This window comes from Sphingobacterium sp. UBA6645 (assembly GCF_002455685.1).
Taxonomy (GTDB): Bacteria; Bacteroidota; Bacteroidia; order Sphingobacteriales; family Sphingobacteriaceae; genus Sphingobacterium; species Sphingobacterium hotanense.
This window is the reverse complement of sequence record NZ_DKLH01000084.1, coordinates 88585-112948: the sequence shown is the minus strand read 5'-3', so window position 1 is coordinate 112948 and position 24364 is coordinate 88585. Positions and strand designations below refer to the sequence as shown.

The 24364-nt window shown below is 41.6% G+C and carries 23 protein-coding genes; 11 read left to right on the top strand and 12 right to left on the bottom strand.

Translation table 11 applies throughout. The features are described 5' to 3' along the window. Positions 1–38: 38 nt before the first annotated feature. The gene (locus tag B2400_RS15220; protein ID WP_293934667.1) at positions 39–1136 is read left to right on the top strand and encodes a metallophosphoesterase; all 1098 of its coding nucleotides are present in this window, start codon (positions 39–41) and stop codon (positions 1134–1136) included. A 67-nt stretch (positions 1137–1203) separates the two neighbouring features. Here B2400_RS15220 and rplT read toward each other — a convergent pair whose 3' ends face one another. The 4 genes from rplT to thrS form a co-directional block, all read right to left on the bottom strand. After that, positions 1204–1548 carry a 50S ribosomal protein L20 gene (rplT, locus tag B2400_RS15215; protein ID WP_093098929.1) on the bottom strand — a complete coding sequence of 115 codons (345 nt, stop codon included), beginning with the start codon at positions 1546–1548 and terminating at the stop codon, positions 1204–1206. Positions 1549–1651: 103 nt separating this feature from the next. After that, positions 1652–1852 (bottom strand): 50S ribosomal protein L35, encoded by a 201-nt coding sequence (gene rpmI / locus B2400_RS15210; RefSeq protein WP_149525168.1) that lies wholly within the window; start codon positions 1850–1852, stop codon positions 1652–1654. Positions 1853–1886: 34 nt separating this feature from the next. Beyond that, positions 1887–2414, bottom strand: a complete 528-nt coding sequence (gene infC / locus B2400_RS15205; RefSeq protein WP_149525167.1) for a translation initiation factor IF-3 — start codon at positions 2412–2414, stop codon at positions 1887–1889. A 47-nt stretch (positions 2415–2461) separates the two neighbouring features. Next, on the bottom strand, positions 2462–4387 hold the full coding sequence (thrS, locus tag B2400_RS15200) for a threonine--tRNA ligase (protein ID WP_149525166.1): 1926 nt from the start codon (positions 4385–4387) through the stop codon (positions 2462–2464). A gap of 489 nt (positions 4388–4876) precedes the next feature. Here thrS and B2400_RS15195 point away from each other — a divergent pair, with 489 nt between their 5' ends. Both B2400_RS15195 and B2400_RS15190 read left to right on the top strand, forming a co-directional pair. After that, positions 4877–5500 carry a 7-carboxy-7-deazaguanine synthase QueE gene (locus B2400_RS15195; RefSeq protein ID WP_286651948.1) on the top strand — a complete coding sequence of 208 codons (624 nt, stop codon included), beginning with the start codon at positions 4877–4879 and terminating at the stop codon, positions 5498–5500. Between the two features lie 32 nt (positions 5501–5532). Further along, a complete protein-coding gene (locus tag B2400_RS15190; protein ID WP_293934659.1) occupies positions 5533–7431 on the top strand; it encodes an OmpA family protein in 1899 nt (632 codons plus the stop codon). Positions 7432–7448: 17 nt separating this feature from the next. Here the strand turns inward: B2400_RS15190 and B2400_RS15185 are convergent, their stop codons facing one another. Together B2400_RS15185 and B2400_RS15180 are read right to left on the bottom strand one after the other, a co-directional pair. Further along, positions 7449–8519: a Gfo/Idh/MocA family protein gene (locus B2400_RS15185; RefSeq protein ID WP_286651946.1), complete on the bottom strand. Its 1071-nt coding sequence runs from the start codon at positions 8517–8519 to the stop codon at positions 7449–7451. A gap of 12 nt (positions 8520–8531) precedes the next feature. Beyond that, positions 8532–9791, bottom strand: a complete 1260-nt coding sequence (locus tag B2400_RS15180) for a Gfo/Idh/MocA family protein (protein WP_149525163.1) — start codon at positions 9789–9791, stop codon at positions 8532–8534. A gap of 116 nt (positions 9792–9907) precedes the next feature. Between B2400_RS15180 and B2400_RS15175 the strand changes: the two genes are divergently transcribed. From B2400_RS15175 to B2400_RS15165, 3 genes are all read left to right on the top strand, one after another. Next, a complete protein-coding gene (locus B2400_RS15175; RefSeq protein WP_293934656.1) occupies positions 9908–11173 on the top strand; it encodes a DUF819 domain-containing protein in 1266 nt (421 codons plus the stop codon). Positions 11174–11392: 219 nt separating this feature from the next. Beyond that, entirely contained in the window at positions 11393–14188 is a 2796-nt protein-coding gene (locus B2400_RS15170) for a TonB-dependent receptor (protein WP_293934654.1), read from the top strand. 21 nt (positions 14189–14209) lie between these two features. Further along, positions 14210–15271, top strand: a complete 1062-nt coding sequence (locus B2400_RS15165) for a phytase (RefSeq protein ID WP_293934651.1) — start codon at positions 14210–14212, stop codon at positions 15269–15271. An 88-nt stretch (positions 15272–15359) separates the two neighbouring features. On the opposite strand, the gene B2400_RS15160 is transcribed toward B2400_RS15165, so the two are convergent. The 4 genes from B2400_RS15160 to B2400_RS15145 form a co-directional block, all read right to left on the bottom strand. Beyond that, complete coding sequence (locus B2400_RS15160) at positions 15360–16292, bottom strand: hypothetical protein (protein WP_187773980.1); 933 nt, start codon at positions 16290–16292, stop codon at positions 15360–15362. Positions 16293–16427: 135 nt separating this feature from the next. Then, the gene (locus B2400_RS15155; protein WP_293934649.1) at positions 16428–17165 is read right to left on the bottom strand and encodes a hypothetical protein; all 738 of its coding nucleotides are present in this window, start codon (positions 17163–17165) and stop codon (positions 16428–16430) included. 27 nt (positions 17166–17192) lie between these two features. Beyond that, on the bottom strand, positions 17193–17396 hold the full coding sequence (locus B2400_RS15150) for a hypothetical protein (protein ID WP_293934646.1): 204 nt from the start codon (positions 17394–17396) through the stop codon (positions 17193–17195). A gap of 384 nt (positions 17397–17780) precedes the next feature. Next, positions 17781–17981: a hypothetical protein gene (locus B2400_RS15145; RefSeq protein ID WP_293934644.1), complete on the bottom strand. Its 201-nt coding sequence runs from the start codon at positions 17979–17981 to the stop codon at positions 17781–17783. A 310-nt stretch (positions 17982–18291) separates the two neighbouring features. Between B2400_RS15145 and B2400_RS15140 the strand changes: the two genes are divergently transcribed. The 5 genes from B2400_RS15140 to B2400_RS15120 all read left to right on the top strand — a co-directional run bounded on the left by B2400_RS15140 (position 18292) and on the right by B2400_RS15120 (position 23075). Further along, positions 18292–18735: an acyl-CoA thioesterase gene (locus B2400_RS15140; RefSeq protein ID WP_149525155.1), complete on the top strand. Its 444-nt coding sequence runs from the start codon at positions 18292–18294 to the stop codon at positions 18733–18735. A 63-nt stretch (positions 18736–18798) separates the two neighbouring features. Then, positions 18799–19464: a 16S rRNA (cytidine(1402)-2'-O)-methyltransferase gene (gene rsmI, locus B2400_RS15135; RefSeq protein ID WP_149525154.1), complete on the top strand. Its 666-nt coding sequence runs from the start codon at positions 18799–18801 to the stop codon at positions 19462–19464. Between the two features lie 39 nt (positions 19465–19503). Then, the gene (locus tag B2400_RS15130; RefSeq protein WP_286650373.1) at positions 19504–20292 is read left to right on the top strand and encodes a PH domain-containing protein; all 789 of its coding nucleotides are present in this window, start codon (positions 19504–19506) and stop codon (positions 20290–20292) included. A 4-nt stretch (positions 20293–20296) separates the two neighbouring features. Next, complete coding sequence (gene lnt / locus B2400_RS15125; protein WP_293934641.1) at positions 20297–21904, top strand: apolipoprotein N-acyltransferase; 1608 nt, start codon at positions 20297–20299, stop codon at positions 21902–21904. A 37-nt stretch (positions 21905–21941) separates the two neighbouring features. Beyond that, positions 21942–23075 carry a cysteine desulfurase family protein gene (locus tag B2400_RS15120; RefSeq protein ID WP_149525151.1) on the top strand — a complete coding sequence of 378 codons (1134 nt, stop codon included), beginning with the start codon at positions 21942–21944 and terminating at the stop codon, positions 23073–23075. 200 nt (positions 23076–23275) lie between these two features. Here the strand turns inward: B2400_RS15120 and B2400_RS15115 are convergent, their stop codons facing one another. Continuing rightward, positions 23276–23692, bottom strand: coding sequence for a copper resistance protein NlpE (locus B2400_RS15115; RefSeq protein ID WP_149525150.1), 417 nt, complete (start codon positions 23690–23692; stop codon positions 23276–23278). A gap of 65 nt (positions 23693–23757) precedes the next feature. Then, positions 23758–24090, bottom strand: coding sequence for a tetratricopeptide repeat protein (locus B2400_RS15110; RefSeq protein WP_286650371.1), 333 nt, complete (start codon positions 24088–24090; stop codon positions 23758–23760). Positions 24091–24364: the final 274 nt, after the last annotated feature.

Here is a 24364-nt window from a genome sequence, read left to right as displayed (position 1 = left end):
CAGGTCACGTTTGTTGTTTCTAATCAAATTCAATGCTTATGAAACCATATCACAAATTCCTAGCCGTAGCCCTAGCCTGCTTATTCATGAAACCAATGGATAGCACGGCACAGGAAACAAAAGCAAAATTCAATCATCCTAGCTTAGAGAATCAACAATCCTGGACCATGATCCTGCTACCCGACATACAGAACTATGTCAAGTTCAAAAGAAATCAGCCCATACTGGATGTCATGATGAACTGGATTGTAGAAAACGAAGAAAAAATGAACATTAAAATGGTGATGTGTACCGGTGACTTGGTGGAACATGATGATATCGTTAACCCGGACCCGAAGAAGATGGACCAAACAGGCAAACAACAATGGGAAGCAACGGCGAAAGCTTTTGAAAAACTAGATGGAAAGATCCCTTACGTTACAGCGACAGGAAATCACGACTACAATATATTCAGCTATACCCACAAACCGAAAACAACGCATTTCCCGCAGTATTTCCCTGCAGATAAGAATAGTAAGAACCAACGTCTGCTTCGGGAAGTAACCGCCAATGTCTATGGAAATCCAAGCCTGGAGAATGCTTCCTATGAATGGAAATCCCCTCATGGTAAAGACTTTTTGTTCCTATCGCTAGAATTCGCCCCTAGAGACACGATCTTGCGCTGGGCTAACCAAGTGGTCAACCAAGAAAAATACGCCAATCACAGCGTTCTTTTGCTTACCCACGCTTACCTTAATTTTAAGAACGAACATATTGAGACTGCCAAATACGACCTCCAGGACGCTAACTATGGGACTGCCGTGTTCAACAGACTAGTGAAACCATCCAAAAATATCGAAATGGTATTCTCTGGACATATTGGTTCGCCGAACGATGTAAAGAAACACTTAGGCTTTAGAATCGATAAAAATGCTGCAGGAAAAAATGTGAGCCAGATGACCTTTAACGCACAAGCATTGGGCGGAGGCACCTACGGAAGCGGTGGCGATGGATGGATCAGGATTTTAGAATTCCTGCCCGACGGCAAGACCGTGAGAGTGCGCACCTTCTCCCCGTTCTTCGCATTATCCTCCAATACGCAAAACATGGCCTGGCGCACGGAAGACTACGATGAGTTTACCATGACGCTGAACTAAAGCATAAAAAAAACCACTCTTTCGAGTGGTTTCTTTATATCTAACAAATTGATAGCGGTTTAAAACTCTATTTTACTGCGTCTACAACTGCTTTGAAAGCATCCGGATTGTTTAAAGCTAAGTCAGCTAATACCTTACGGTTTAAGCCAATGTTTTTAGCGTTTAATTTACCGATTAATTGAGAATATGAAATTCCGTGTTGACGAGCTCCAGCGTTGATACGTTGGATCCATAAAGCTCTGAACTCGCGTTTTTTGGTTTTACGGTCGCGGTAAGCGTACTGTAAACCTTTTTCAACTGTGTTTTTAGCAATAGTATAAACTTTGCTGCGTGATCCATAATAGCCTTTCGCTAATTTAAGGATTCTTTTTCTTCTTCTTCTAGAAGCTACTGCGTTAACCGAACGTGGCATAATTTGTAAATTTTTGTTTGGTATAAGGCGTTACGTTTTTCAGTACTCTTACTACCTGATACCCGGTTAAAAAATATTGTTATTAAAAAAAATGGTATAAAACTTATTTACCGAGTGCAAGCATACGTTTAACGTTGCCCATATCAGCATCAGAAACATAACTAGTAGTAGTTAAGTTACGTTTTTGTTTCGTAGTTTTCTTTGTCAAGATGTGGCTTTTGAAAGCGTTTTTTCTTGCAATTTTACCTGTTCCAGTCAATTTAAAGCGTTTTTTCGCGCTGGAATTGGTTTTTACTTTTGGCATAATACTATAAATTTTATATCAATCTGTTAGATGCTTATTTCTTTGGAGAAGCTTTTGGCGCTAATGTTAAGAACATACGCTTACCTTCCAATTTTGGCAATAATTCAACCTTACCATACTCTTCCAAGGCTTGAGCGAAACGTAATAATAAAATTTCACCCTGCTCTTTGAAGACGATCGCACGTCCCTTGAAGTGTACATAGGCACGAACCTTCTCGCCACTTTCTAAGAAACGCATAGCATGTTTCAACTTAAATTCGAAGTCATGCTCGCTGGTATTAGGTCCAAAACGAATCTCTTTGATTACCGTTTGCTTCGCATTGGCCTTGATTTCCTTTTGCTTTTTCTTTTGCTCGTAAACGAATTTACTGTAATCTATAATTTTACAAACAGGAGGCGTCGCATTAGGAGAAATCTCTACTAAATCCAACTCCAACTCATCAGCAAGTTGTAAAGCTTGTCTTGTAGGATAAACTCCGGTTTCTACGTTATCCCCAACTAAACGTACTTCTGGAACGCGAATGTGCTCATTGATACGGTGTTCAGGCTCCTTTTTTCTCATAGGACCTCTGTTACCGAAATTGTTACTTTTTGCCAAATGTTTTTAAATTAAACAGTTACTTCTTTTATTAATAATTCTTTAAATGCTTCTGGCGACATTGACCCTAAGTCAACACCCCCGTGTTTACGAATCGAGATTGACCCACTCTCCATCTCTTTCTCTCCTACGATCACCATATAAGGCATTTTCTTCACCTCAGCATCGCGGATTTTGCGCCCAACCTTCTCATCACGCAAGTCAATCAGACCGCGAATATCGGAATTATTTAGCGATTCCAAAAGTTTTTGAGCATATTCTTCATATTTTTCTGACACTGGCAAGACGATAAACTGCTCAGGAGCAAGCCATAACGGAAACTGACCACCGCAGTGCTCAATCAAAACTGCAACGAAACGCTCTATCGATCCGAAAGGTGCACGGTGGATCATCACCGGACGATGCTTCTGGTTGTCGGAACCTGTATATTCCAACTCGAAACGCTCCGGAAGGTTATAATCTACTTGGATCGTACCTAACTGCCATTTTCTGCCCAAAGCATCCTTCACCATGAAGTCTAATTTCGGTCCGTAAAATGCAGCCTCGCCATACTCAACCACTGTCGGTAAGCCTTTCTCTTCAGCAGACTCAATGATCGCCGATTCGGCCAATGCCCAGTTCTCATCAGAACCAATATATTTAGTTTTGTTTTCAGGGTCACGTAACGAAACCTGCGCTGTAAAATCCTGGAATCCTAACGCATTGAAAACGTAAAGTACTAAATCAATAACTTTTTTGAACTCGTCTTTCACCTGATCCGGACGACAGAACAAGTGCGCATCATCCTGAGTAAACCCACGAACACGAGTTAAACCGTGCAATTCGCCCGACTGCTCATAACGATAAACTGTACCGAACTCCGCAAAACGAACTGGTAAATCCTTGTAAGAACGTGGTTTCACTTTGTAAATCTCACAGTGGTGAGGACAGTTCATCGGTTTCAACAAGAACTCCTCTCCCTCTACCGGTGTTTTGATCGGTTGGAACGAATCCGCACCATATTTCTCGTAGTGGCCCGAAGTGATGTACAACTGCTTATGTCCGATATGTGGAGTTACCACAGGCTCATACCCCGCTGCAATCTGTGCACGTTGTAGGAAATCCTGTAATTTCTGACGAAGCGCAGTACCTTTAGGCAACCATAATGGTAATCCCATACCCACCTTTTCAGAGAAAGCAAATAATTCAAGCTCTCTACCAAGTTTACGGTGGTCGCGTTTCTTCGCTTCTTCAATAAAGCGTAAATATTCGGTTAGCTCAGATGCTTTAGGAAAAGTAACACCGTAAATACGGGTCAATTGTTTGCGCGTTTCATCGCCTCTCCAATAAGCTCCAGCTACGTTTGTCAATTTAATAGCCTTGATAAATCCGGTGTTCGGAATGTGTGGACCACGACATAAGTCAGTGAAGTTCCCTTGCGAATAGAAAGTAATCTTTCCATCTTCCAAATCCTTGATCAAGTCCAGTTTGTACTCGTCGCCTTTTTCGGTAAAGTAATCCAATGCCTCCGCTTTGGAAACCGCTTTGCGCTCGAATACCTCTTTTTGTTTCGCTAGCTCCAACATCTTATCCTCGATCTGCTTAAAATCGTCGGATGAGAATTCACGATCGCCAAAGTCTACATCATAGTAGAATCCAGTTTCAATCGATGGACCAATACCAAATTTAACACCTGGATAAAGTGCTTCTAAAGCTTCCGCCAACAAGTGCGCAGAAGAGTGCCAAAAAGTAGATTTACCTTTCTCGTCGTTCCAGGTCAATAATTTCACGTTCGCATCCGCTTCAATCGGGCGTGATGCATCCCATACCTCTCCGTTTACTTCCGCTGCTAATACGTTTCTCGCTAAACCTTCGGAAATAGATAGTGCAACCTGCATTGCAGTTGAGCCTTTTTCATACTGACGAACCGAGCCATCAGGTAGTGTAATGTTAATCATGTACAACTATGATCTTTAAATTGTGTATAAAACTGCAACCCAGCCAATGTTTACAATTACATTGATTTTTAAAGTGATTGCCTTAATTAATCGAGGTACAAAAATACGGAATATTTATGTGTAATAAAAACTTTCCTGTTACCAATAAAACAGCAATAAGAAGGAACGTTCTTGATGGCTTTTGAGCACGGGCATTTTAAGAAGCAAAAGAAAACTTTATCTAGACTACCAAGACTCAGTCCCCTTTCAAAACCCTTTCAAACCCAATGTAAAGCCCTTTCAGAACCGCTCCCGAAGGGCTTAGATTTGGGAATGATTTGGGTTTGTTAAAGTTGATACTTAACGCAGTCTGGACCGCTTGCCGCAAAATGCCTATCACTTTTCGAAAATCGTTTGAATTTAATCGCCTTCGAGAACTCTCATCGCGTCAACTCATGAAATGGAATGCTGAAAGATTTTTCTTACTTTTGCACTTCTATTTACTGCATTATGTCAAATCAAGTTCCGGAAGATGGCACCATGCTTCCTTTAATGGAAGAATTCTACACGATACAAGGCGAAGGATATCACACAGGAAAAGCGGCTTATTTTATCCGTTTGGGCGGTTGTGATGTAGGTTGTCATTGGTGCGATGTGAAGGAAAGTTGGGATGCAAACCTGCACCCTTTAACTTCCGCGGAGCAAATTGTGGAGAATGCCTTGAAGCATCCTGCAAAGACGGTCGTTATCACCGGTGGCGAGCCTCTACTTTACAATCTGACTTATTTGACGCAAAAATTACGCGAGGCAGGAATTCAAATATTCCTGGAAACTTCCGGTGCTTATCCATTAACGGGCTATTGGGATTGGATCTGTCTTTCACCGAAGAAATTCAAGGGTCCACGTCAAGATGTCTTGGCTGCAGCCGGCGAGTTGAAAGTCATTGTTTTTAATAAAAGTGATTTCCAATGGGCGGAAGAACATGCGAAATTTGTCGGAAAAAACTGTAAGCTCTACTTACAGCCGGAATGGTCAAAAGCGGCAGAAATGACCCCTTTAATTATCGATTACGTAAAAGATAATCCGAAGTGGGAAATTTCCTTACAGACACATAAATACCTCAACATTCCTTAATATTTATGAATAATGCTTAGTTTTAAACTGCTATGCAGCATATGAAACTAGGCTTTTGTTTATTCATTCTAATACTTTTTGGTTTTGGGAATTTAGCCATTGCGCAGGTTCCTTCGACAAACCGAAAGGCACAGCAGGCTTATCAGGAAGCGGGAAAAGCGATCAGTCAAAACCAGTTCGCTCAGGCTATATCCCTCTTGGAAAAAGCAACCAAGGAGGATCCAACTTTTGCTACGGGCTTTCAGACTTTGGGCGACATACAGCGTCGTTTAGAACAATATGAGAAAGCCATAGCCGCCTATGAACAGGTCTTGACCCTAAACCCCTCGTTAACAGGACTCACCTACTTTGGTCTCGGCGAAGCCTATCTGGGTATCGGCGAGTATCAGCAAGCCAGCAAAAATCTATTGAGCTACAAGGAACAAGGAAACCTCTCTGAGAAAAGCCAACTGCTTGTAGACAAATATCTTGCAGATTGTGCTTTTTCGTTGCAGCATATCAATGGCACGAATACTGGTTTAATTGCGCTTCCAGCCAGCATCAATACCGATAAAGACGAATACTACCCCAAACTAACGGCGGATAATGCGAGCATTATTTTTACCCGCAAGGAGAATAATCAAGAGAATTTTTACGAAAGCTTTCTTGTCGATGGAAAATGGACGGAAGCGGTCAAACTGCCGGAACCCGTCAATTCTGCTCGTTTTAACGAGGGTGCGCATTGTATTTCACCCGACGGGAAATACCTGTTTTTTACGGGGTGTAACCGTCCCGATGGCTTGGGTAGTTGCGACCTGTACGTTTCAAAGAAAGAACATGATATTTGGAGCGAACCATTCAATTTGGGTCCGGGGATAAATACGCGAGGATGGGAATCACAACCTGCAATCTCTGCGGATGGGAAAACGCTTTACTTCGTGAGCAATCGAGCCGGCGGGCAGGGCAGTTATGATATTTGGAAAGCGGAATTAGAAGCGGATGGCAAATGGTCGGCACCGGAAAATTTAGGACCCGACATCAACTCGCCTTTCGATGAGGGTGCCCCCTATCTGCATGCGGATAACAAAACATTGTATTTCTCTTCCAACGGCTGGCCGGGCTTCGGCAAAAACGACATCTACAAAAGCGTAATCGATAAGAACGGTAAATGGAGCAAGCCCGAAAATCTAGGCCCCGCCATCAATAATTACTTAGATCAGCGCAGTTTCCATGTCAGCTTGGACGGCAGCATTGCACACTTAGCCTCGCAGGATAATAACAGGCAATGGGATATTTATAGTTTTACATTCCAAAAAGAGCAACAGCCTCCCGCCATTGCCTATATTGCAGGTTTGGTTTTTGACAAGTCCAACAATAAACCATTAGACGCCAGCATTCGCGTAACCAATACGAGTAGCAAAGAAATCGTTTTTGAGAAAAAGAGCGATTATATAGACGGCGGTTTTATCGCGGTTTTACCTATAGGCGCGAACTATGCTGTACATATACAGAAAGAGGGGTATCTATTCGACTCGAAGCAATATGCATTGGATAAACCGGAGTTTGCAAATAAGCGGTACCAGGACAGTATTTTCTTAGAACCTATACAAAGCGGCGCCATTGCGACGCTCCGCAACATTTACTTCGATGTTAACAAATACGAGATCCTTCCAACTTCGGAAAGCGAATTGGAGCTGTTGTTAGGTCTACTCAAAGCAAACCCGAAATTACAGATTGAAATAGCCGGACATACGGATAATACAGGGAATAAAGCAGCTAATCAGACTTTATCGGAGAATCGGGCGAAAGCCGTTTCTACCTGGTTGATTTCGAAAGGTATTTCTGCTGGAAGATTGAGCGTGAAAGGTTATGGAGACGAAAAACCTATTGCGCCGAACACTTCAGAAGAAGGGAAACAACGCAATAGGCGTACAGAATTTATTGTGAAATAATCCTGTTTGTATAATGACTATAGCTGAACGGTTTGCCCGGTCTTAACAGACTCATCACAAGCGACAGCGATCTGCAAGCTATTCAATGCATCCTGCATGGATTTCGATAAATCTAGATCCTCTTGAATTGCTTTCAGGAAGAATCGCTGTTCGCGATTGCAAAGCTCCTGATGGTCTGGCTCGTCGGCTAGGTCTATCCATTCATCTGCTCGTGTAAATTCGTTCTTTGCGTCGATATCTGCATAATGAACTTTCAGCGACTCCGCTTTCGAGTGCGCATCAATAGAGTCTGAGTTGCCCGCTTTGCTGGCCTCCTTTGCAACGATAGATACACATCCTTTTGGACCGATCACATCTTTGACGAAAAACGCAGTCTCGCTGACCATCGGTCCCCATCCTGCTTCATACCAACCTACACTGCCGTTATCAAAACGAATCTGCAACTGTCCGTAGTTGTAATTGTCTGCTGCAATATCATCCGTTAAGCGTGCGCCGATCGCCGAAACAGAAACTGGTTTTGCTTCGGTCATCTGGCACATCACGTCGATATAATGTACGCCACAGTCGACAATCGGACTTAAGCTCTTCATCAAATTGCGATGAACATCCCACATATAACCATGGCTCTGCTGATTCAGGTTCATACGCATAACCAAGGGGCTACCCATCGTCTTCGCAACTTCGATAAACTTCATCCAAGACGGGTGATGACGCAGAATATATCCTACGACTAATTTTTTATTAGCTTTAATGGCAGCATCGATCACGCGTTGAGCGCCTGCGACAGTGTCTGCCAATGGTTTCTCGATAAACACATGCGCGCCAGCCTCCAACGACTTGACTGCATATTCTTCATGCGTATCCGGATAGGTAGAGATACATACCGCATCAGGCTGAGTGACCGATAAGGCCTCCTCGAACTCATTATAAAGCGGATAGTCTGCTTCTAGTTTTTCGTTCAGTTTATTCTTTGAATCGCCTCTGGACACCAGCCCTACGATTTCAAATCCGTCCATTTCATGATAAGCAAGCGCATGAGATGCGCCCATATTTCCACATCCTACAACGAGGATTCTTATTTTTCCCATGCTGATCTCCTATTAACTCGTATGTCCTGGTCTTGGAATTCGTGCATTGTCGATCTCCATATCCCAACTGTACCCTTCTGAATTAGGTCCATAGGTCTTGGTCGAGTTCATGATTTCATCTAAGGTAATCGCCTTACCGGTATAGGCAGCTTCTCGGGCCCAAATGGCAAGCATAGTCGAATCCGCCATCGTGTCGCCATCGTTGATGACCTGTTTATTGCGGATGGCCGCAAAGAGCTCATCGTGCTGTGTCTGATACATATTGTTCATCTTGCCCTGAAATTTCCAAGGGTTCTGTCCATGTATAGCATAGCTGCTCAGCATTCCTACCTGAAGATTTCCTTTTGTTCCGATTGCTTCTACTGAATTTCGGTTCTGCGTGCCGTTTTGTTGTCTTCCGAAGTGGAAGCCCTTTAATCCGTCGCCATAATCGAACTCGATAGCAAAATGGTCATATACGTTTCCAAATTCGGTCCAAGGTTTGCTCTGGCGTCCACCGGTTCCGGATACTGTCTTCGGTAGTTTATCGCCCAACATCCATGACATGAAGTCGATGCTATGTATGGTCTGCTCCACGATAATATCTCCAGAATAGCGCTGATAGTAAAACCAGTTGCGGAGCTGATCTTGAAGATCGGTCCAAGATGCTTGTCTTGGTTTTTGTGTCAATTCACCACCCAAGCGGAAGGTGCTCAACCCGTAGATATCACCAATACTACCTGCGTGCACAAGTTTTGCTAGTTCACGATTTGGAACGGAATAACGGAAGCAGAATCCTGCTACGATATTCAGTTTCTTTTCTTTTGCAAGCTTGACGCTCTCGCGTACGGAGTGCACTCCAGGGATATCCACCGCCATAGGCTTTTCACAGAAGATATGCTTGCCCTTCTTGACTGCTTCGGCTAGATGGTCAGGGCGGAAACAAGGTGGGGAAGCCAGCAAAACGACGTCCACGTCGCTTGCGATTAGCTTTTTATAAGCTTCGAATCCTACGTATTGACGCGATTCATCGACTTTGACCTTATCTTTGTGCCCTTCTTTGAGCGCCGCTAAGGCTGTTTCGATTTGATCGGGAAAGATGTCTGCTAAGGCAACAAGCTCAGCGTCCGGATCGGCCTGCAATGCTTGAAAGGCAGCGCCTGTTCCCCTACCGCCACAACCGATAAGGCCAACTTTTATTTTTTTCTTAAGTTCAAATTGTGGAGTTGGAAGGTCTAGTGTAGAGGTTCCTAGTAGCACACCGCTACTTTTGAGAAAATTCCTACGGTCCATTATGTATTATTTATGTAGATCTAGATTATGATTAGAATTTGCTAATTAAGATTTTTTGAACGATTACTCGGTAGAATTATCTAATTTCACAGCAAAATAACAATTATTACAAATTTATGCAAATTTCTACCCCTGAAGCAGAACCGCTAATCAGCAACACGACCGTAGTATTTGGATTGTTGATGACGATATTAGGACTTGTGTTTTACAGTTCTAGCTTATCTAACAAATACGTTAAAGGATTCTACAACATTATCCCTCCGCTGTTGCTGTGCTATTTTCTTCCGGGCCTATTGAATTCATTTGGCGTAATTGATGGCGAAAACTCGCCGCTAACATCAATCGGTAGTCGCTATTTCCTTCCGGCATGTTTGATCTTATTTATCGTCAACTTAGATCTTAAAGAGATGTGGGCATTAAGAAAGCGTGCAGGATTGATGTTCATTACAGGAACCGTGGGTATCCTCCTAGGGGGCCCACTGGCGGTTTACTTAACATCTTTAGTAGCTCCTGAAGTAGTTGGCGGCGCAGGCCCCGACGAGGTATGGCGCGGACTCGGAGCACTTGCAGGCTCATGGATCGGAGGATCAGCCAATCAAGTGGCATTAAAAGAAATACTGAAACCCTCACCGAATCTATTCTCATCCATCATTGCCGTGGATGTATTCGTTGCCTATATCTGGATGGCGTTCCTATTATATGGAGCAAGCAAGGCGGACAAGTTCAATGCATTTTTCAAAGCGGACGCTAGCGACGTAGAGCAATTGAAAGCGAAGATGGATGCTAAAGCAAAAGCGAATAGCCGAATTCCGGAAACGAAAGATTTAATGCTCATGGTGGCAATCGCTTTTGGCGGAACAGGTCTGGCTACTTTTCTAGCGGAGCCGCTTGCCGCTTTTATGAAAACAAACTATCCACATCTGGAGACATTTTCATTAACGAGCGATTTCTTTTGGATCGTGTTCTTCGCTACTATTATAGGTATTGCGATGTCCTTTACACCGGCGAAAAAACTAGAGTTTGCTGGAGCGTCGAAGGTTGGAACGGTCCTATTGTATGCATTGATCACCACGATTGGTATGCAGATGAACATTCTTGCGATCTTAGATAACCCCGGGTTATTTATTGTCGGAATTTTATGGATGGCGTTTCATGCATTGTTGCTATTTATAGTAGGGAAACTTTTCAAAGTGCCTTTCTTCTACTTTGCAGTGGGGAGTATGGCAAACGTTGGTGGGGTTGCTTCTGCATCGGTTACTTCCGCAGCATTCCATCCTTCACTGATATCCGTAGGCGTTATCCTATCGGTGTTCAGTTATGCTATCGGGACTTATGCAGGTTGGCTGACCGCTATTCTAATGCAGATGGCATCTCCAATTTAGAAGATTCATACAGCTTAAGCAAAACGATATAAAACAAGCCTATCTTGAAAGAGATGGGCTTTTCTATTTTATATTGAACCTTTTTGAGTTATTTAACAATTTAAAGAATAAACATAAACTTAATATAGAAATTAAGTAGTTAACAATTTTATAACCTTGTATTAATTAAGTGGTTAATGTGCATCCCTAATTTTGCGCAGAGATTTAATTATTACTTATATGAGATTATTTTTACTAATTGTATTTAATTTACTGTGTTTGTTTTCGTTCGCACAGACTACCATTTTAAAAGGTAAGATCATGGACGGAAATGACAATTTTTCACTTCCGGGAGCTACTTTAAAGATCACGGATGGCAATCGATTTACCGTATCAGATGTCAATGGTAACTTCGAGTTTTTAAATCTTCCTGCAGGCACTTACACCCTAACGGTTGATTATTTAGGTTATGAGCATTATTCGCAGTCGGTTACTGTGAGAGCGGGTCAGGAACCTATTGAAGTTCTATTATCATCGTCTTCGCGCAGCATTGATGAAGTGCAGGTGATGGGCGACTTGGCCAGAGGCCAAGCGAAGGCTTTGAACCAACAAAAGAACAACAGTAATATTTCGAACATCATTTCTTCAGATCAAGTGGGTCGTTTCCCTGATCAGAATATTGGTGATGCTTTGAAACGTGTTCCGGGTATCACGATGCAGAATGACCAAGGTGAAGCGCGTAACATTATTGTACGCGGCTTATCACCGGAATTGAATTCCGTTACGTTGAATGGCGACCGCATCCCTTCCGCAGAAGGCGACAACCGCAACGTACAGATGGATTTAATTCCATCGGACATGATCTCGACTATTGAAGTCAACAAGACGTTAACACCAGATATGGACGCTGATGCAATTGGCGGTAGCGTGAATTTGATTACTCGCGCTATTCCAAATAAACAACGTATTTCGGCAACATTGGGTGGTGGCTACTCTCCTGTTCGTGAGAAAGGAATCTACAATGGTTCGGTGATCTATGGTAACCGTTTTATGGATAATAAAATGGGATTAGTATTGAGCGGAACGCTTCAAAGCAATGACTTCGGATCGAATAACATCGAAGCAGAATGGAAGAAAGATGACAACGGCAATGCATTTATGAAAGAAATGCAGATCCGTAAATACGATGTACACAGAATTCGTAGATCTGTATCTGCAGCATGGGATTTTGACTTCAATGCTAGAAACCGTATTGCTTTAAACGCGATGTACAACTGGCGTGACGACTTAGAAAACCGCTTTGCTGTTTCGTATAAAGACATGGAATGGAATGCTGATAAAAATACTTACGTTGGTAAATTGACGCGCCAAACAAAGGGCGGTATTAGCAATGACAGGAACAAAGGGAAACGTCTAGAACGTCAGGATGTATTGAACTTCTCCATGACCGGTGAGCATTTATTAACTTCCAAACTGGATTTCGATTGGGCGGCTTCCTATTCTAGAGCGGCGGAATACCGTCCGAATGAGCGTTATGTTGCATACGAATTAAAGAAGGCTGAATTGGGACAGGATTTATCTAATACCTACCTTCCATTCGTAAATGACAAATATTCAGATTATTCGCAGCTTGGCTTCAAAAATGTAACCGAAAATGAGAATAACACAAATGAAGATGAGTTCGGTGCAAAAGTAAACTTCCGCTTTCCTTTATCAGTTATTGCTGGTCAGAAAGGCCGTCTTCGCTTCGGTGCTCGCGTAAGATTGAAATCTAAGGATCGCGACAATATTTTCTTCGAGTATAAACCGAACGCCGATTTTGGCGCTATGACAACTCATCCATTACAAGTTTGGGATGCTAAAAACTGGGATCAAGGCGAAAGATATGCAGCTGGTGGTTTTGTGAGCAAAGATTACTTAGGCGGATTAGACTTGAACGACAAATCTAAATTTACGCAAGAAGCTAAACCAGATGAGTATTTAGCGGTTAATTATCATGCTAAGGAGCGTATCGTTGCGGAATACATACGTTGGGATCAAAACATTACTGAGCGCACAGCTGTGATCTTAGGTCTTCGTATCGAGCATACGAGCATTGATTACACCGGTAATAACGTTCTTGAAGAAGAGGAATTAGTTGGTGAAATCCGCAATAAGAATAGCTACACGAATTTCCTTCCTAGTATCAACGTGAAGAACAACTTCAATGATAACTTTATTTTGCGCGCAGCAGCGACCACAGGTTTGGCTCGTCCGAATTACTATGCGCTCGCTCCATACGTGAACACTTTAGTGGATGATAAAGAGTTGTTTGCTGGTAACCCGAATTTGAAGGCTACATACGCAACTAACTTCGATTTAATGTTGGAGAACTACTTCCAAAATGTGGGTATTATCTCCGGAGGGGTTTTCTATAAGAATATGAAGAACTTCATTTATATGTACAATGATCAAAGCTTCAATACCCAGGGTTTCAGCACGGCATTCCCAGACTTAAAGAACCCGATTGCAGCTGGCGACACTTGGCAATTCTCGCAGTTCAGAAACGGTGATAAAGTAGATGTATATGGATTTGAAGTTGCTTTCCAACGCCAATTAGACTTTTTACCAGGTAAGTTCTTAAAAGGATTCGGTATATACACAAACTATACCTACACAGGTTCAAAAGCAAAAGGAATTGCAGGAGAAGATGGGGTATTGCGTGAAGGGTTAGGTCTTCCTCGTACAGCGCCACATATGTTCAACGGTTCATTATCTTGGGAGAACAACAAATTCTCAGCACGAGTGTCAGCTAACTATACAGCGGCGTACTTAGATGAAATCGGCAAGAATGCTTTTACGGATGCCCACTACGACAAGCAATTCTTCTTAGATGCTAATGCTTCTTACAAAGTGACTAAGCAATTCCGCATCTTCGCAGAGGCTAACAACTTAACAAACCAACCATTGCGTTACTACCAAGGTCAGGAGAATTTGATGCAACAGTTGGAGTATTACAAGCCTCGTTACAACTTAGGTGTTAAATTCGATTTATAGAATAAAATAAACATTTCAAATATGAAACAATCAATCATAATATGCGGGCTCGCTGCAGCAATTCTTAGCTCTTGTAATTCGGGCGATAAGTTAGCTGCAGTAGCTGAAAATGCGGTGAAGCCTACGGTTATCACCGAGGTAGTACCTAACGATACGGATGACCCGGCGATCTGGGTAAACCCTAAAGATAGTTCCGAAGTATTTGTACTCGGAACAGACAAGCACGAGAAGACTGGCGGTCTATATCTATATGACATGGAGGGCAAGATCGTTAATCAAGTCACGCCATTGGATCGTCCAAATAATGTTGATATTGCTTATGGATTCAACCTGGATGGCAGAATCGTGGATATTGCCGTCGTTACAGAGCGTGGCACGAACAAGATCAGGGTATTTACATTGCCAGATCTTAAAGCAATCGATAATGGTGGAATCCCGGTATTCGAAGGAGAAAAAGATCGCTCGCCAATGGGAATCGCTTTGTACACGAAAGCGGATTCTACAGGCAACAAAATTCAAGCAATTGTTGGTAGAAAAACTGGAGAATCTGGAAGATACTTGTTCCAGTATGATCTAATTGATAATGGTGGAACGGTAGTTGGTAAAAAAGTGCGTGAGTTTGGTAAATTCGAGGGTGGTAAAGAAATCGAAGCTATCGCTGTGGATAACCAATTAGGGTATATCTATTACTCTGATGAAGGCTTTGGCATACATAAATACTATGCAGACCCTGCGCATGGAAATCAAGAGCTTGCTGTATTTGGTAAGACGGATTTCAAAGAAGACCATGAGGGTATTGCGATTTATCAATCTTCGGATAGCACTGGTTATATTTTAGTATCGAATCAGCAGAATAACTCTTTCAACATCTACCCAAGAGAAGGTGTTGCGGGGAATCCGAATCAGCATCAATTGATTACCGAAGTTCCGGTATCAGCAGTTGAATGTGACGGTGCGGATGCGATATCACTTCCTATAGGTAGTAAGTTTCCGAAAGGAATGGTGGTAGCAATGAGCAACGGAATGGTTTTTCATTATTATGACTGGCAGATCTTTCAAGATAGCATCAACGCAAAGAAATAGTTGATAGATACTTTAAAGCGTTATTAAAAATAAGAGCAAATTGTTTATAAAAGAGGCTTCCGGAAACGGGAGGCCTCTTTCTTATTTTTTAGCTAAGGTTTGGAGCTACCTTGCGAACGCAGCGTATTGGGGCGGCGATATTATTTCGATTAGTGGACACCAAAAGGCGTAGGTTTGTGTTCCCTGTAGATCTTCTATAATTCATAACAAAGTAGTTATTAATACCACTTGTTCTAAAATAGCCCGTATCGCCATACTCCGGTCTTTCCCCAAAAGGCCACCAGGTAGTAGTAACGGTATTCCCAGCTTTATAATCAAACATTTGTAGATACCCATTAGCATCCTTGTTTCCTAGCGCAGTAAAAATAAGATGTCCATGCGGATGGCGCGGCGCGCCGATATTTGATGCATTATCCCAGCTTATATACCATCCTTCATTTCTTAGTTGGTTTCTTCTGATTACTTTAGGGTCAGTAGAGCCGATTAATGAGTTGTATTCATCAGGAGTTGGAAGCCTCCAAAGCCCTTCAGGATAAACCATCTTACAAGGGTCATCCTGCTCATTAGGTGGTGCGTGAGGAGTAATTCCTCCATACCAGTAATCGCTATCTCCAATATTGTGAATGCCATTATTTATATTTCGGATATGAGGGTTATCATATCTGAATCGATATTTATTCCTATCAACGCTTTCATCATAGTATAAATTCCCTCTCGCCCAATAAGCTGTTCCCCGCTTAATTGGTGACTCCAACAATTCTAATAGTGCTTGGTAGCGATGTCCGGGTTTGGCAATAAAATCTGGGAAGGTAAAATCAACATTTTGAAAGGTACGAGGTATTTGGCTTCGTGTATTAGGAGCATTATCGTTGATACGCTCCGAAGTAACGATTATCTCATTGATTTTTAAGCTTAGACGCACTGCTGAGGAGTTAGCGGTAGTATAGAAATCTCTGTATACTGCCCAATTTAATGGGACCGTGTCGCTTATTACAGGATTCCATGTACGATAGCTTAGCATATTGACATTTGAAGTACTACTCTAACTACCATTCAATATCGAAAATAGACCATTCTTTAATCCTGAATTAGACGCCACGACATCCACATCTGCGGAGTTAATTGTTGCAAATACTCCTCTTGCGATGATTTCGAATCATATTCTTGCTAGCTGCCTGCTAAATGTGATGCTTATTGGATTTTCGCCATTAACGACACCGGAAGTCTTAATAAGCCCTGTACTATAAAGAAAGTCGTTTTCTGAGCTATTCAGGTTTGCGGTGACTGGCACATTATATCCGATGGAGTTTATCGCAGGGATATCTTCTTCTCTATTGTAAGAATATGCAAACCATCGGTAAGTCTTATTCCGATATACAGGAATCTTTAATGGGGAGCCCACAACACCTTTTGATTGATTGACGTAAGTTGTAGCCTCTCCTGCCGTGTTTGTATTGAATATGAGTACTCGATACCTTTTGTTAGGGCTCATGTTGCTAAGAGCACGCTTCTCAATTGACGCCTTAGAACCTTTGGTCTGTATAGATGAGCGACTATCCTCCTTTAAAGGTCTATCCAACGGAATCTCTTCCAAGAGTAGACGAGCTTCAAGTCCTTTAAACTCTGTTATTTTACGTGCTACTATTTCCCTTTTCTCCCGAGAGTTGTCCTTGTCGAAAATAAGTTGCTGAGCACGTGCGCTTCTCGTGGGATGATCTGCTGGTTTTAATATTGGTTCTATTGTCTCGGACGCGTTCAAACCTTCGATTTCAAAAGATAAGATAAAGTCTCCGTCTGCTATGCCCTCCCTTAGATGAGGAGGCTTCTCACAGGCACTAAGTATGAGAAAGAATATAAGAAATGGGGCGAATAAGTATCGTCTAATAAGATTCATAATGAATAGGGTTTGATTTATTGATAGCTAGAATTCCATTCTATATGTTGGGCCTTCATCTTCCACCCAATCTTCTACCATCGGAGTGTGATTATTTCTCTCGGTAGTAATGAATGATGAAGTAGCAGCGAGGTTACCTTCCATATCGATAACAAGCATGGATATGGAAGGTCTTTTGTAGGGTAGTTTCTTTATCTTTTTAATGTCTGCATGAAGGGGTTTACAATTCATTGTTTAATTATGCTATTTAATATTTGAGAATTCCTCGTCATCGGCTTTTATCGATGATAGTGAATAAGTAAGTGATCTTGGGAAATTCAAATATAATAAATTTTCATTAAACGAATAATTAATTCTATTAAAACTATTATATTAATAATTTAAATAGTTTAAAAACCATTAATTATTGAGGCGCTAAGCAATAAGCGTCATTTTTCTAATTATTGTTAATATTTAATAATATTTCGTTAAAATATAGTTAGCAATACAATGAATATGAATACAACAAATAGATATAGGCACCTTTATTTTTAATAATAAGATGGAAATTTTAAAAATACACCTTTCTTCTAGGTGTTGTCTGGGTAGTTTAGTCTACCGCTCTAGTTAATAAAATTATTTTTGATTTCTATTACAGATATGCTCCTTCTTGTGAACTTCCATTGGGGATGAAAGCACGCTTCTACTGTTATTAGGGTTTGATTGAGGTATAAATGATGACTGTTCGCCCTGCAATTCTTGCATGGTAATCTTTGGACTGGTGTATGGAAGCTTCTTTTTATCGTTAGAGCAGCCTCCGTCTTGCTTATTCTGCATAATAAGTAAAATTAAACATAATGGTAATAATTTTTCCAGCTACAGGATAATACTAATAATTGTGTTAATGTAAATTGGTTGACGACGGTAAATATAATTTTATTTCGTATAATATTATAACTAAAGTTAAACATATTTCATTTAAAAAAATCGTTATTACTGACAAGAAGCTGTTTTAGAACACCATATCATCTTATAGGAAATTATCATTTCAGGTATGCGCCCTTCTTTGAAGAAGTTCTGATTTTAATAATTCATCTTTAATTGAAACTATTGCTATTTTAGAGAATCAATTCAGTAAAGGTTATTTATGGAAAATAAAGTGTTTTATGAAGGCCAAGTTCTTTGGTCGCAAATCGATGCAAATGTTCACTTGCGGCATTCTGCATATGCAGATTTCTGTGCGCAAGCAAGAAGCAACATGCTCAATCAACTCGGCCTGTCGTTGTCAGAGTTCTCAAAAATGAAGATCGGTCCTATTCTATTCCGCGAGGAGCTCAACTATCATCGTGAAATCAGCTTGGATGAATATATCAAAGTTACTGTAGAGATCAGCAAATTCAACCGTAAGAACTCAAGGTTCTCCTTCCGACATGAGATTTTCAAACAGAACGGTGTTAGAGCGGCCGTGGTCGTAGTTGATGGCGCATGGATGAACTTAGTAGAACGTAAGTTAGCTGCGGTTCCTGACGCTTGGCTCCCTGTTTTAGATAAAATCCCGCGATCAGAGGATTACGTGGAAATTGACGAATAGTTTCAGATTGGCATTACCTAAAGCAAAACATAATTCTAAAGCATTATTCCTTATCTTTGGCGTATGTTATATATAGTCCCTACACCGATTGGAAACTTGGAAGATATGACTTTCAGGGCTATCAACGTCTTAAAACAGGTCGATATCATATTGGCCGAAGATACTCGAACCAGCGCTCCTTTATTAAAGCACTTTGGCATTGAGAAAAAAGTATTTGCTCATCACCAACATAATGAACATAAAGCCGTATCGGAGATTATCCGACTGATGAAAGAAGGACAACAAATCGCCTTAATTTCAGATGCTGGCACTCCAGCAATCTCAGACCCAGGCTTCTTATTAGTTCGTGAAAGTATCAAAGAGGGATTAGAAGTACAATGCCTACCGGGCGCAACAGCCTTCGTTCCGGCACTAGTGAACTCAGGCCTTCCTAATGATCGCTTCTGCTTCGAAGGATTTCTTCCTGTTAAGAAGGGTAGACAAACACGCCTTAAAGCATTAGCTGAAGAGAAAAGAACCATGATATTCTACGAGTCGCCACATCGAATCTTGAAAACCATCGAAGAATTCATTCTCGTATTCGGCGAAGAGCGTCAAGCTTCTTTATCCAGAGAGATCAGCAAACTCTACGAAGAAACCGTTCGTGGAACATTGACCGAATTGAAACAACATTTTGAACAAAACCCTATCAAAGGCGAATTTGTATTTTGTGTCGCTGGGGCAGAATAGAATTAGAAACACGTATTTATTTTATTAAATCTTGAATCAATGGAAAATTACCAAATTGATAAGTACATACAAGACGGCCAAGATCCGAAAGTTGTAGAAAAGATTCATGGGAAGATTCTCGACATGCTTACGCCTGGCGAATCGATCAATTATATTGCATTACAAAAGAAACCTGCTGTTACTTTATTGCCTGATAGCATTACAGTAAGCAATAAACGCCTTTTCCTTTGCGAATTCACGAAGCTAGGTTTAGCAACAAACTTCGAAATCTTCGCATGGCAAGAAGTGAAAGATATCGCCTTTAAGGAAGAAATATTCGGATCTAAAGTAACGGTGATCCCATTTACTGGAGAAAACCTGACCATTGACTACATTCCGAAAACACAGGCTCGTAAATTATACCAGCTTATCAAAGCAGCATTAGACAACCTTCAAAATCAAAAGCAAGAGCCAAAAGAAAGCAAGATTGTTATTGAAAACAAACCTGTATATGGTACTCCTACTCCAACGCCTAAGCCTGAGCTGGAAAAACCTGTCGTGGCTCCGGCAACCGAAGTGACTAAACCTAGCGTAGAAGAAGAAAAAAGAGAGGAAAGGCCAATTCCGGCTCCATCCCTGAACGATACATTCCAAAGACAGGATCAGCGCCAAAGCGGCTTTCAATCGCCATCCACTCCCCCTTCCTCATACGCTGCAGCAGCACCAAAGGCAGAAGAGGACGATGAAATCACGCTGAAACTGAAAAAGCTAAAAACGCTATACGACAAGCAACTGATCACACAAGCAGAATACGAAACCAAAAAAGCTGAGATCTTAAGCACACTATAAGTTCATGAAATCAAACTATCTGTTAGCTTTATTATCAGCTTTCCTTTTGTGGCTGGCTTGGCCGCCCATCCCCTACACAGCGATCCTTCTTTTGGTTGCCTTTGTCCCTCTGCTTATCGCGGTGGAACAAACCATTCGTGGCGATTACAAAAACAAAGGTCGCAAGGTATTTGCATTAGCCTTCCTAACGGGAGTGGTTTGGAACACTGCTTCCATTTACTGGGTCTATAATGCCATGAACGCTTTTTTGGATGCCATGCCTTCCTTGCTGATATCCCTCATCCCTTACACTCTTGCACCCTTACTTATGGGGCTTGCCTTCCGACTGTACTATAAAATGCGGAAAAGAAACAGCATCCTCATCAGTTTTATGGGCTTAATCTCTTTTTGGGTAGCCTATGAATATCTACACCAGTCTTGGGAGCTTTCATTCCCTTGGATGACCCTAGGCAACGGATTTGCGAATAGCCACCAACTAGTACAGTGGTATAGCATCACCGGTGTTTATGGCGGTACGCTTTGGATTTGGTTGGTAAATATTGCGCTCTTCCTGTTCATCTGGCAGAAGCGAAATAAAATAGAAGCCTACAGCAACAAGATTCTAATGGGAGCTGTGGCAGGTTTAATACTAATCCCTTCTATAGCCTCCCTGATTTGGTACAGTCAGTACGAAGAGCATGTAAATCCATCCGAAATCGTCACGGTACAACCTAATATCGATCCCTTTGGAAAATGGGGACCAATAACGCCTGAAGATCAACTCAACGTTTTGACGAACCTTTCTCAGAACGTCGCAAAACTAAATACTGAGTTTTTTATTTGGCCCGAAACGGCAATTTCCGACCGCAACGGCATTAACGAAGAGGAATTTAGAGAATATCCGCAATACCAAAAAGTACTGCAGTTCCTCGAGCCTTACCATAATGGAAATGTACTATCAGGTATCGAGAGCTATGTTCTATACGCCGATCAGCGTACGCCGACAGCAAAGCCTATCGGAAACATGTTTTACGACAGCTTCAATGCGGGAGTACTGGTCGATGGTAGTAGCAAGCTACAATTCTACCACAAATCTAAGCTCGTGCCAGGAGCCGAGCTGATGCCTTTTGGCAAGGCTTTAAGTCTCCTTAAGCCTTTTTTTGCACACTTTGGCGGAACGACGGGCGGTTATGGTAGCCAAGACAAGCCGAGCGTATTCTACTCCGCAAGTGGTATAGGCGCAGCACCGGTAATTTGCTATGAGTCGATCTGGGGCAATTACGTTGCTGAGTATGTCAAAATGGGGGCTCAATTTATTGCCGTCATCACTAATGATGGTTGGTGGGGCGACACCTCCGGGAAAGATCAGCACCTGCAATATGCGAAATTACGCGCGATTGAGAACCGTAGATGGGTAGTGCGTTCAGCAAATACGGGTATCTCGGCCTTTATCAACCAGCGAGGTGATATCGTGCAGAAATCATCTTGGTGGGTTCCAACGGCTCTATCCCAAGAAATCAACTTGAACGAAAACCTTACATTTTACACGCGTTCGGGCGACTTAATCGTCTACATCTGTTTGTTAACAGGTTTGATATCAATTGGTTTAATATTTGTCAGAAAACGAAATTAATCTGATTTTTTATTCTCCTTTATTTATATTTGCCGCCATGCACGTATATTTTGATAATGCCGCTACAACTGCTTTGGACAAAGCTGTAATCGACGTAATGGTACAAACAATGAACGACAACTTTGGAAACCCTTCTTCCATTCATGCGCATGGCAGAGAGACCAAAACAATCGTTGAAAGAGCTAGAAGAACTGTAGCTAAATTATTAAACGCATCACCGGCAGAAATATTCTTTACCTCTGGTGGAACGGAAGCAGACAACATGGCGATCGTTCGTGCGATTGAAGCCTACGGAATTACCCACGCCATTTCCTCACCTATTGAGCACCATGCCGTATTACATACGCTAGAAGAAATGCAGAAAGACGGAAAAATCCAATTGGATTTCCTACGTCTTGATCAGAAAGGAAATATCGATCTATCACATCTTGAAGAGTTATTAGCGAGAAACCCAAGAACCTTCGTATCGATTATGCATGCCAACAATGAACTTGGCAATATCACCGATATCCAGAAAGTAAGCGAAATCTGCGAACAATACAATGCTGTTTTCCATTCGGATACCGTGCAGACGATGGGACATTATGTACATGACCTATCGAAATTAAAAATCGACTTTATCACGGCTGCAGCACATAAGTTCCATGGTCCTAAGGGCGTTGGATTCTTATATATCAACAGCAGAAACAAAATAAAACCGTTGATCCACGGTGGTGCGCAGGAGCGCAATATGCGTGGTGGTACAGAAAATGTCTATGGCATCGTCGGCCTCGCCAAAGCAATGGAAATTGCATACGAAGAGATGGAAGCTCATCAGCAACAGATACAGGCATTGAAAGACTACATGAAAGAACAACTGCTGCAACACATTCCAGATATTACTTTCAACGGAGAGACGGATGCCAACAAATCGCTATACACTGTACTGAACGTTTCGCTTCCTTGCACTGATATGGGCGATATGTTGCTTTTCAACCTAGACATCAAAGGTGTATCCGCGTCAGGAGGTTCTGCATGCAGCTCGGGATCAGATATAGGTTCCCATGTATTACGAGGAATCGGAGCAGACCCACAACGTCCATCCGTACGCTTTTCGTTCTGTAAATTCAATACGAAAGAAGAAGTAGACTTCGTCGTGCAAGTGCTCAAGGAAATTTGCACCAAACACTAAGGAGCATATAACAAAATAAAGAAAGAGTTACCTAAAGAATTAGGTAGCTCTTTCTTTTTTTAAAGCCCAATAAACAACTTTTCCTTTTTCCATGGAAACAGCAACGGCTATGAAAGTCCCTGATACACTTTGAAAACAGACTCTTCCACAAAAAAAGGCTGTCGAACGACAGCCTTTTATTCAAATCTGAAAAAATCCTCTTACTTAATTTTCATCAACGTGTATTTCTCAGCAAGATCGCCTTTGATCTCTTTCCCTGATAAATCCAGCTGATTCAATTGGTTATCGAGAATCTTGTAATTGTAGTCTACATTCTCTAACGACAAGATATCCTTGTCAACTTTCCATTTTCCGGTACGTTCAAATACTTCCTCGCTCTTGCCAACATACACATAGCGTAAATGGTAGTTCTTATTTTTGTCTAGACTCAGCAATGTACTAATCATCGTACAATCGGCGCATGGTAAGTTGCCTTCATAGGTTCCTAACAGTCCGATTCCCTTTAGTGCGTTATCTTCCGACGCAAGCAACTGATTGACATTCGTCTTGTTGTTTATACAACTAATGGCGAATATCAGTCCAATGACTACGATCAATATGTAAGATAACTTTTGCATAACCTTTAACTTCTATGCAAAACACAAAAAAAATACCACAAATGGTTTTTTAAGAAAATTTAACATTATTCATCTTCGTCGAGCAGACCAGTCGCCGCCAAATGAGCATTCCGCAATTCGCCCAAAGCATGGAAATTTCGCTTTTGCTGGGCTATCTGCATGCCTTTTTCATAAATTTCAATTGCGCGGTCCTGTTCTTGTTTCGACTCTAAAAATTTTCCGAAGTGGTAGTAGGTACCCACGTAATCCTCATGTGCCGAAAGCAAATCTTCAAAGCCCGCTAAGGCTTGGCCATCCTCCCCTAACTTTACGTATTCCATCGTTAGGGCGTACTTTAAAAAAGGATCATTAGGACTCTCCTTCAAAAACTCTTGCAATTGGGCTATTCTTCCTTCCATAGCGCAAAAATAAGCATTATTCCGCAGAGCGGAAGAAATTGCAGCGAACAGGCTATTTACTATGCTAGCATAGAATTGACAATACAATGACAATTAAGGATTCAGGCAATTTAAATGAAATTATCATAAGAAAAAGCTAATTCAAACCAATTTAAATAGCCGATTATTAAAATAAGACATAAATTATTAACAAAATCACATTCTAACAGCATTGTTTATGACCATCAAATTCCCTCGCCGCTCCTTTGAAATGCTTAACAAAAAATGTAGGTTT

What these genes read in the sequence shown, in the direction of transcription:
- B2400_RS15220 (WP_293934667.1), top strand. Translation starts at nt 39, where the DNA reads ATGAAACCATATCACAAATTCCTAGCCGTAGCCCTAGCCTGCTTATTC.
- rplT (WP_093098929.1), bottom strand. Translation starts at nt 1,548, where the DNA reads ATGCCACGTTCGGTTAACGCAGTAGCTTCTAGAAGAAGAAGAAAAAGA.
- rpmI (WP_149525168.1), bottom strand. Translation starts at nt 1,852, where the DNA reads ATGCCAAAAGTAAAAACCAATTCCAGCGCGAAAAAACGCTTTAAATTG.
- infC (WP_149525167.1), bottom strand. Translation starts at nt 2,414, where the DNA reads ATGAGAAAAAAGGAGCCTGAACACCGTATCAATGAGCACATTCGCGTT.
- thrS (WP_149525166.1), bottom strand. Translation starts at nt 4,387, where the DNA reads ATGATTAACATTACACTACCTGATGGCTCGGTTCGTCAGTATGAAAAA.
- B2400_RS15195 (WP_286651948.1), top strand. Translation starts at nt 4,877, where the DNA reads ATGTCAAATCAAGTTCCGGAAGATGGCACCATGCTTCCTTTAATGGAA.
- B2400_RS15190 (WP_293934659.1), top strand. Translation starts at nt 5,533, where the DNA reads ATGCAGCATATGAAACTAGGCTTTTGTTTATTCATTCTAATACTTTTT.
- B2400_RS15185 (WP_286651946.1), bottom strand. Translation starts at nt 8,519, where the DNA reads ATGGGAAAAATAAGAATCCTCGTTGTAGGATGTGGAAATATGGGCGCA.
- B2400_RS15180 (WP_149525163.1), bottom strand. Translation starts at nt 9,791, where the DNA reads ATGGACCGTAGGAATTTTCTCAAAAGTAGCGGTGTGCTACTAGGAACC.
- B2400_RS15175 (WP_293934656.1), top strand. Translation starts at nt 9,908, where the DNA reads ATGCAAATTTCTACCCCTGAAGCAGAACCGCTAATCAGCAACACGACC.
- B2400_RS15170 (WP_293934654.1), top strand. Translation starts at nt 11,393, where the DNA reads ATGAGATTATTTTTACTAATTGTATTTAATTTACTGTGTTTGTTTTCG.
- B2400_RS15165 (WP_293934651.1), top strand. Translation starts at nt 14,210, where the DNA reads ATGAAACAATCAATCATAATATGCGGGCTCGCTGCAGCAATTCTTAGC.
- B2400_RS15160 (WP_187773980.1), bottom strand. Translation starts at nt 16,292, where the DNA reads ATGCTAAGCTATCGTACATGGAATCCTGTAATAAGCGACACGGTCCCA.
- B2400_RS15155 (WP_293934649.1), bottom strand. Translation starts at nt 17,165, where the DNA reads ATGAATCTTATTAGACGATACTTATTCGCCCCATTTCTTATATTCTTT.
- B2400_RS15150 (WP_293934646.1), bottom strand. Translation starts at nt 17,396, where the DNA reads ATGAATTGTAAACCCCTTCATGCAGACATTAAAAAGATAAAGAAACTA.
- B2400_RS15145 (WP_293934644.1), bottom strand. Translation starts at nt 17,981, where the DNA reads ATGCAGAATAAGCAAGACGGAGGCTGCTCTAACGATAAAAAGAAGCTT.
- B2400_RS15140 (WP_149525155.1), top strand. Translation starts at nt 18,292, where the DNA reads ATGGAAAATAAAGTGTTTTATGAAGGCCAAGTTCTTTGGTCGCAAATC.
- rsmI (WP_149525154.1), top strand. Translation starts at nt 18,799, where the DNA reads ATGTTATATATAGTCCCTACACCGATTGGAAACTTGGAAGATATGACT.
- B2400_RS15130 (WP_286650373.1), top strand. Translation starts at nt 19,504, where the DNA reads ATGGAAAATTACCAAATTGATAAGTACATACAAGACGGCCAAGATCCG.
- lnt (WP_293934641.1), top strand. Translation starts at nt 20,297, where the DNA reads ATGAAATCAAACTATCTGTTAGCTTTATTATCAGCTTTCCTTTTGTGG.
- B2400_RS15120 (WP_149525151.1), top strand. Translation starts at nt 21,942, where the DNA reads ATGCACGTATATTTTGATAATGCCGCTACAACTGCTTTGGACAAAGCT.
- B2400_RS15115 (WP_149525150.1), bottom strand. Translation starts at nt 23,692, where the DNA reads ATGCAAAAGTTATCTTACATATTGATCGTAGTCATTGGACTGATATTC.
- B2400_RS15110 (WP_286650371.1), bottom strand. Translation starts at nt 24,090, where the DNA reads ATGGAAGGAAGAATAGCCCAATTGCAAGAGTTTTTGAAGGAGAGTCCT.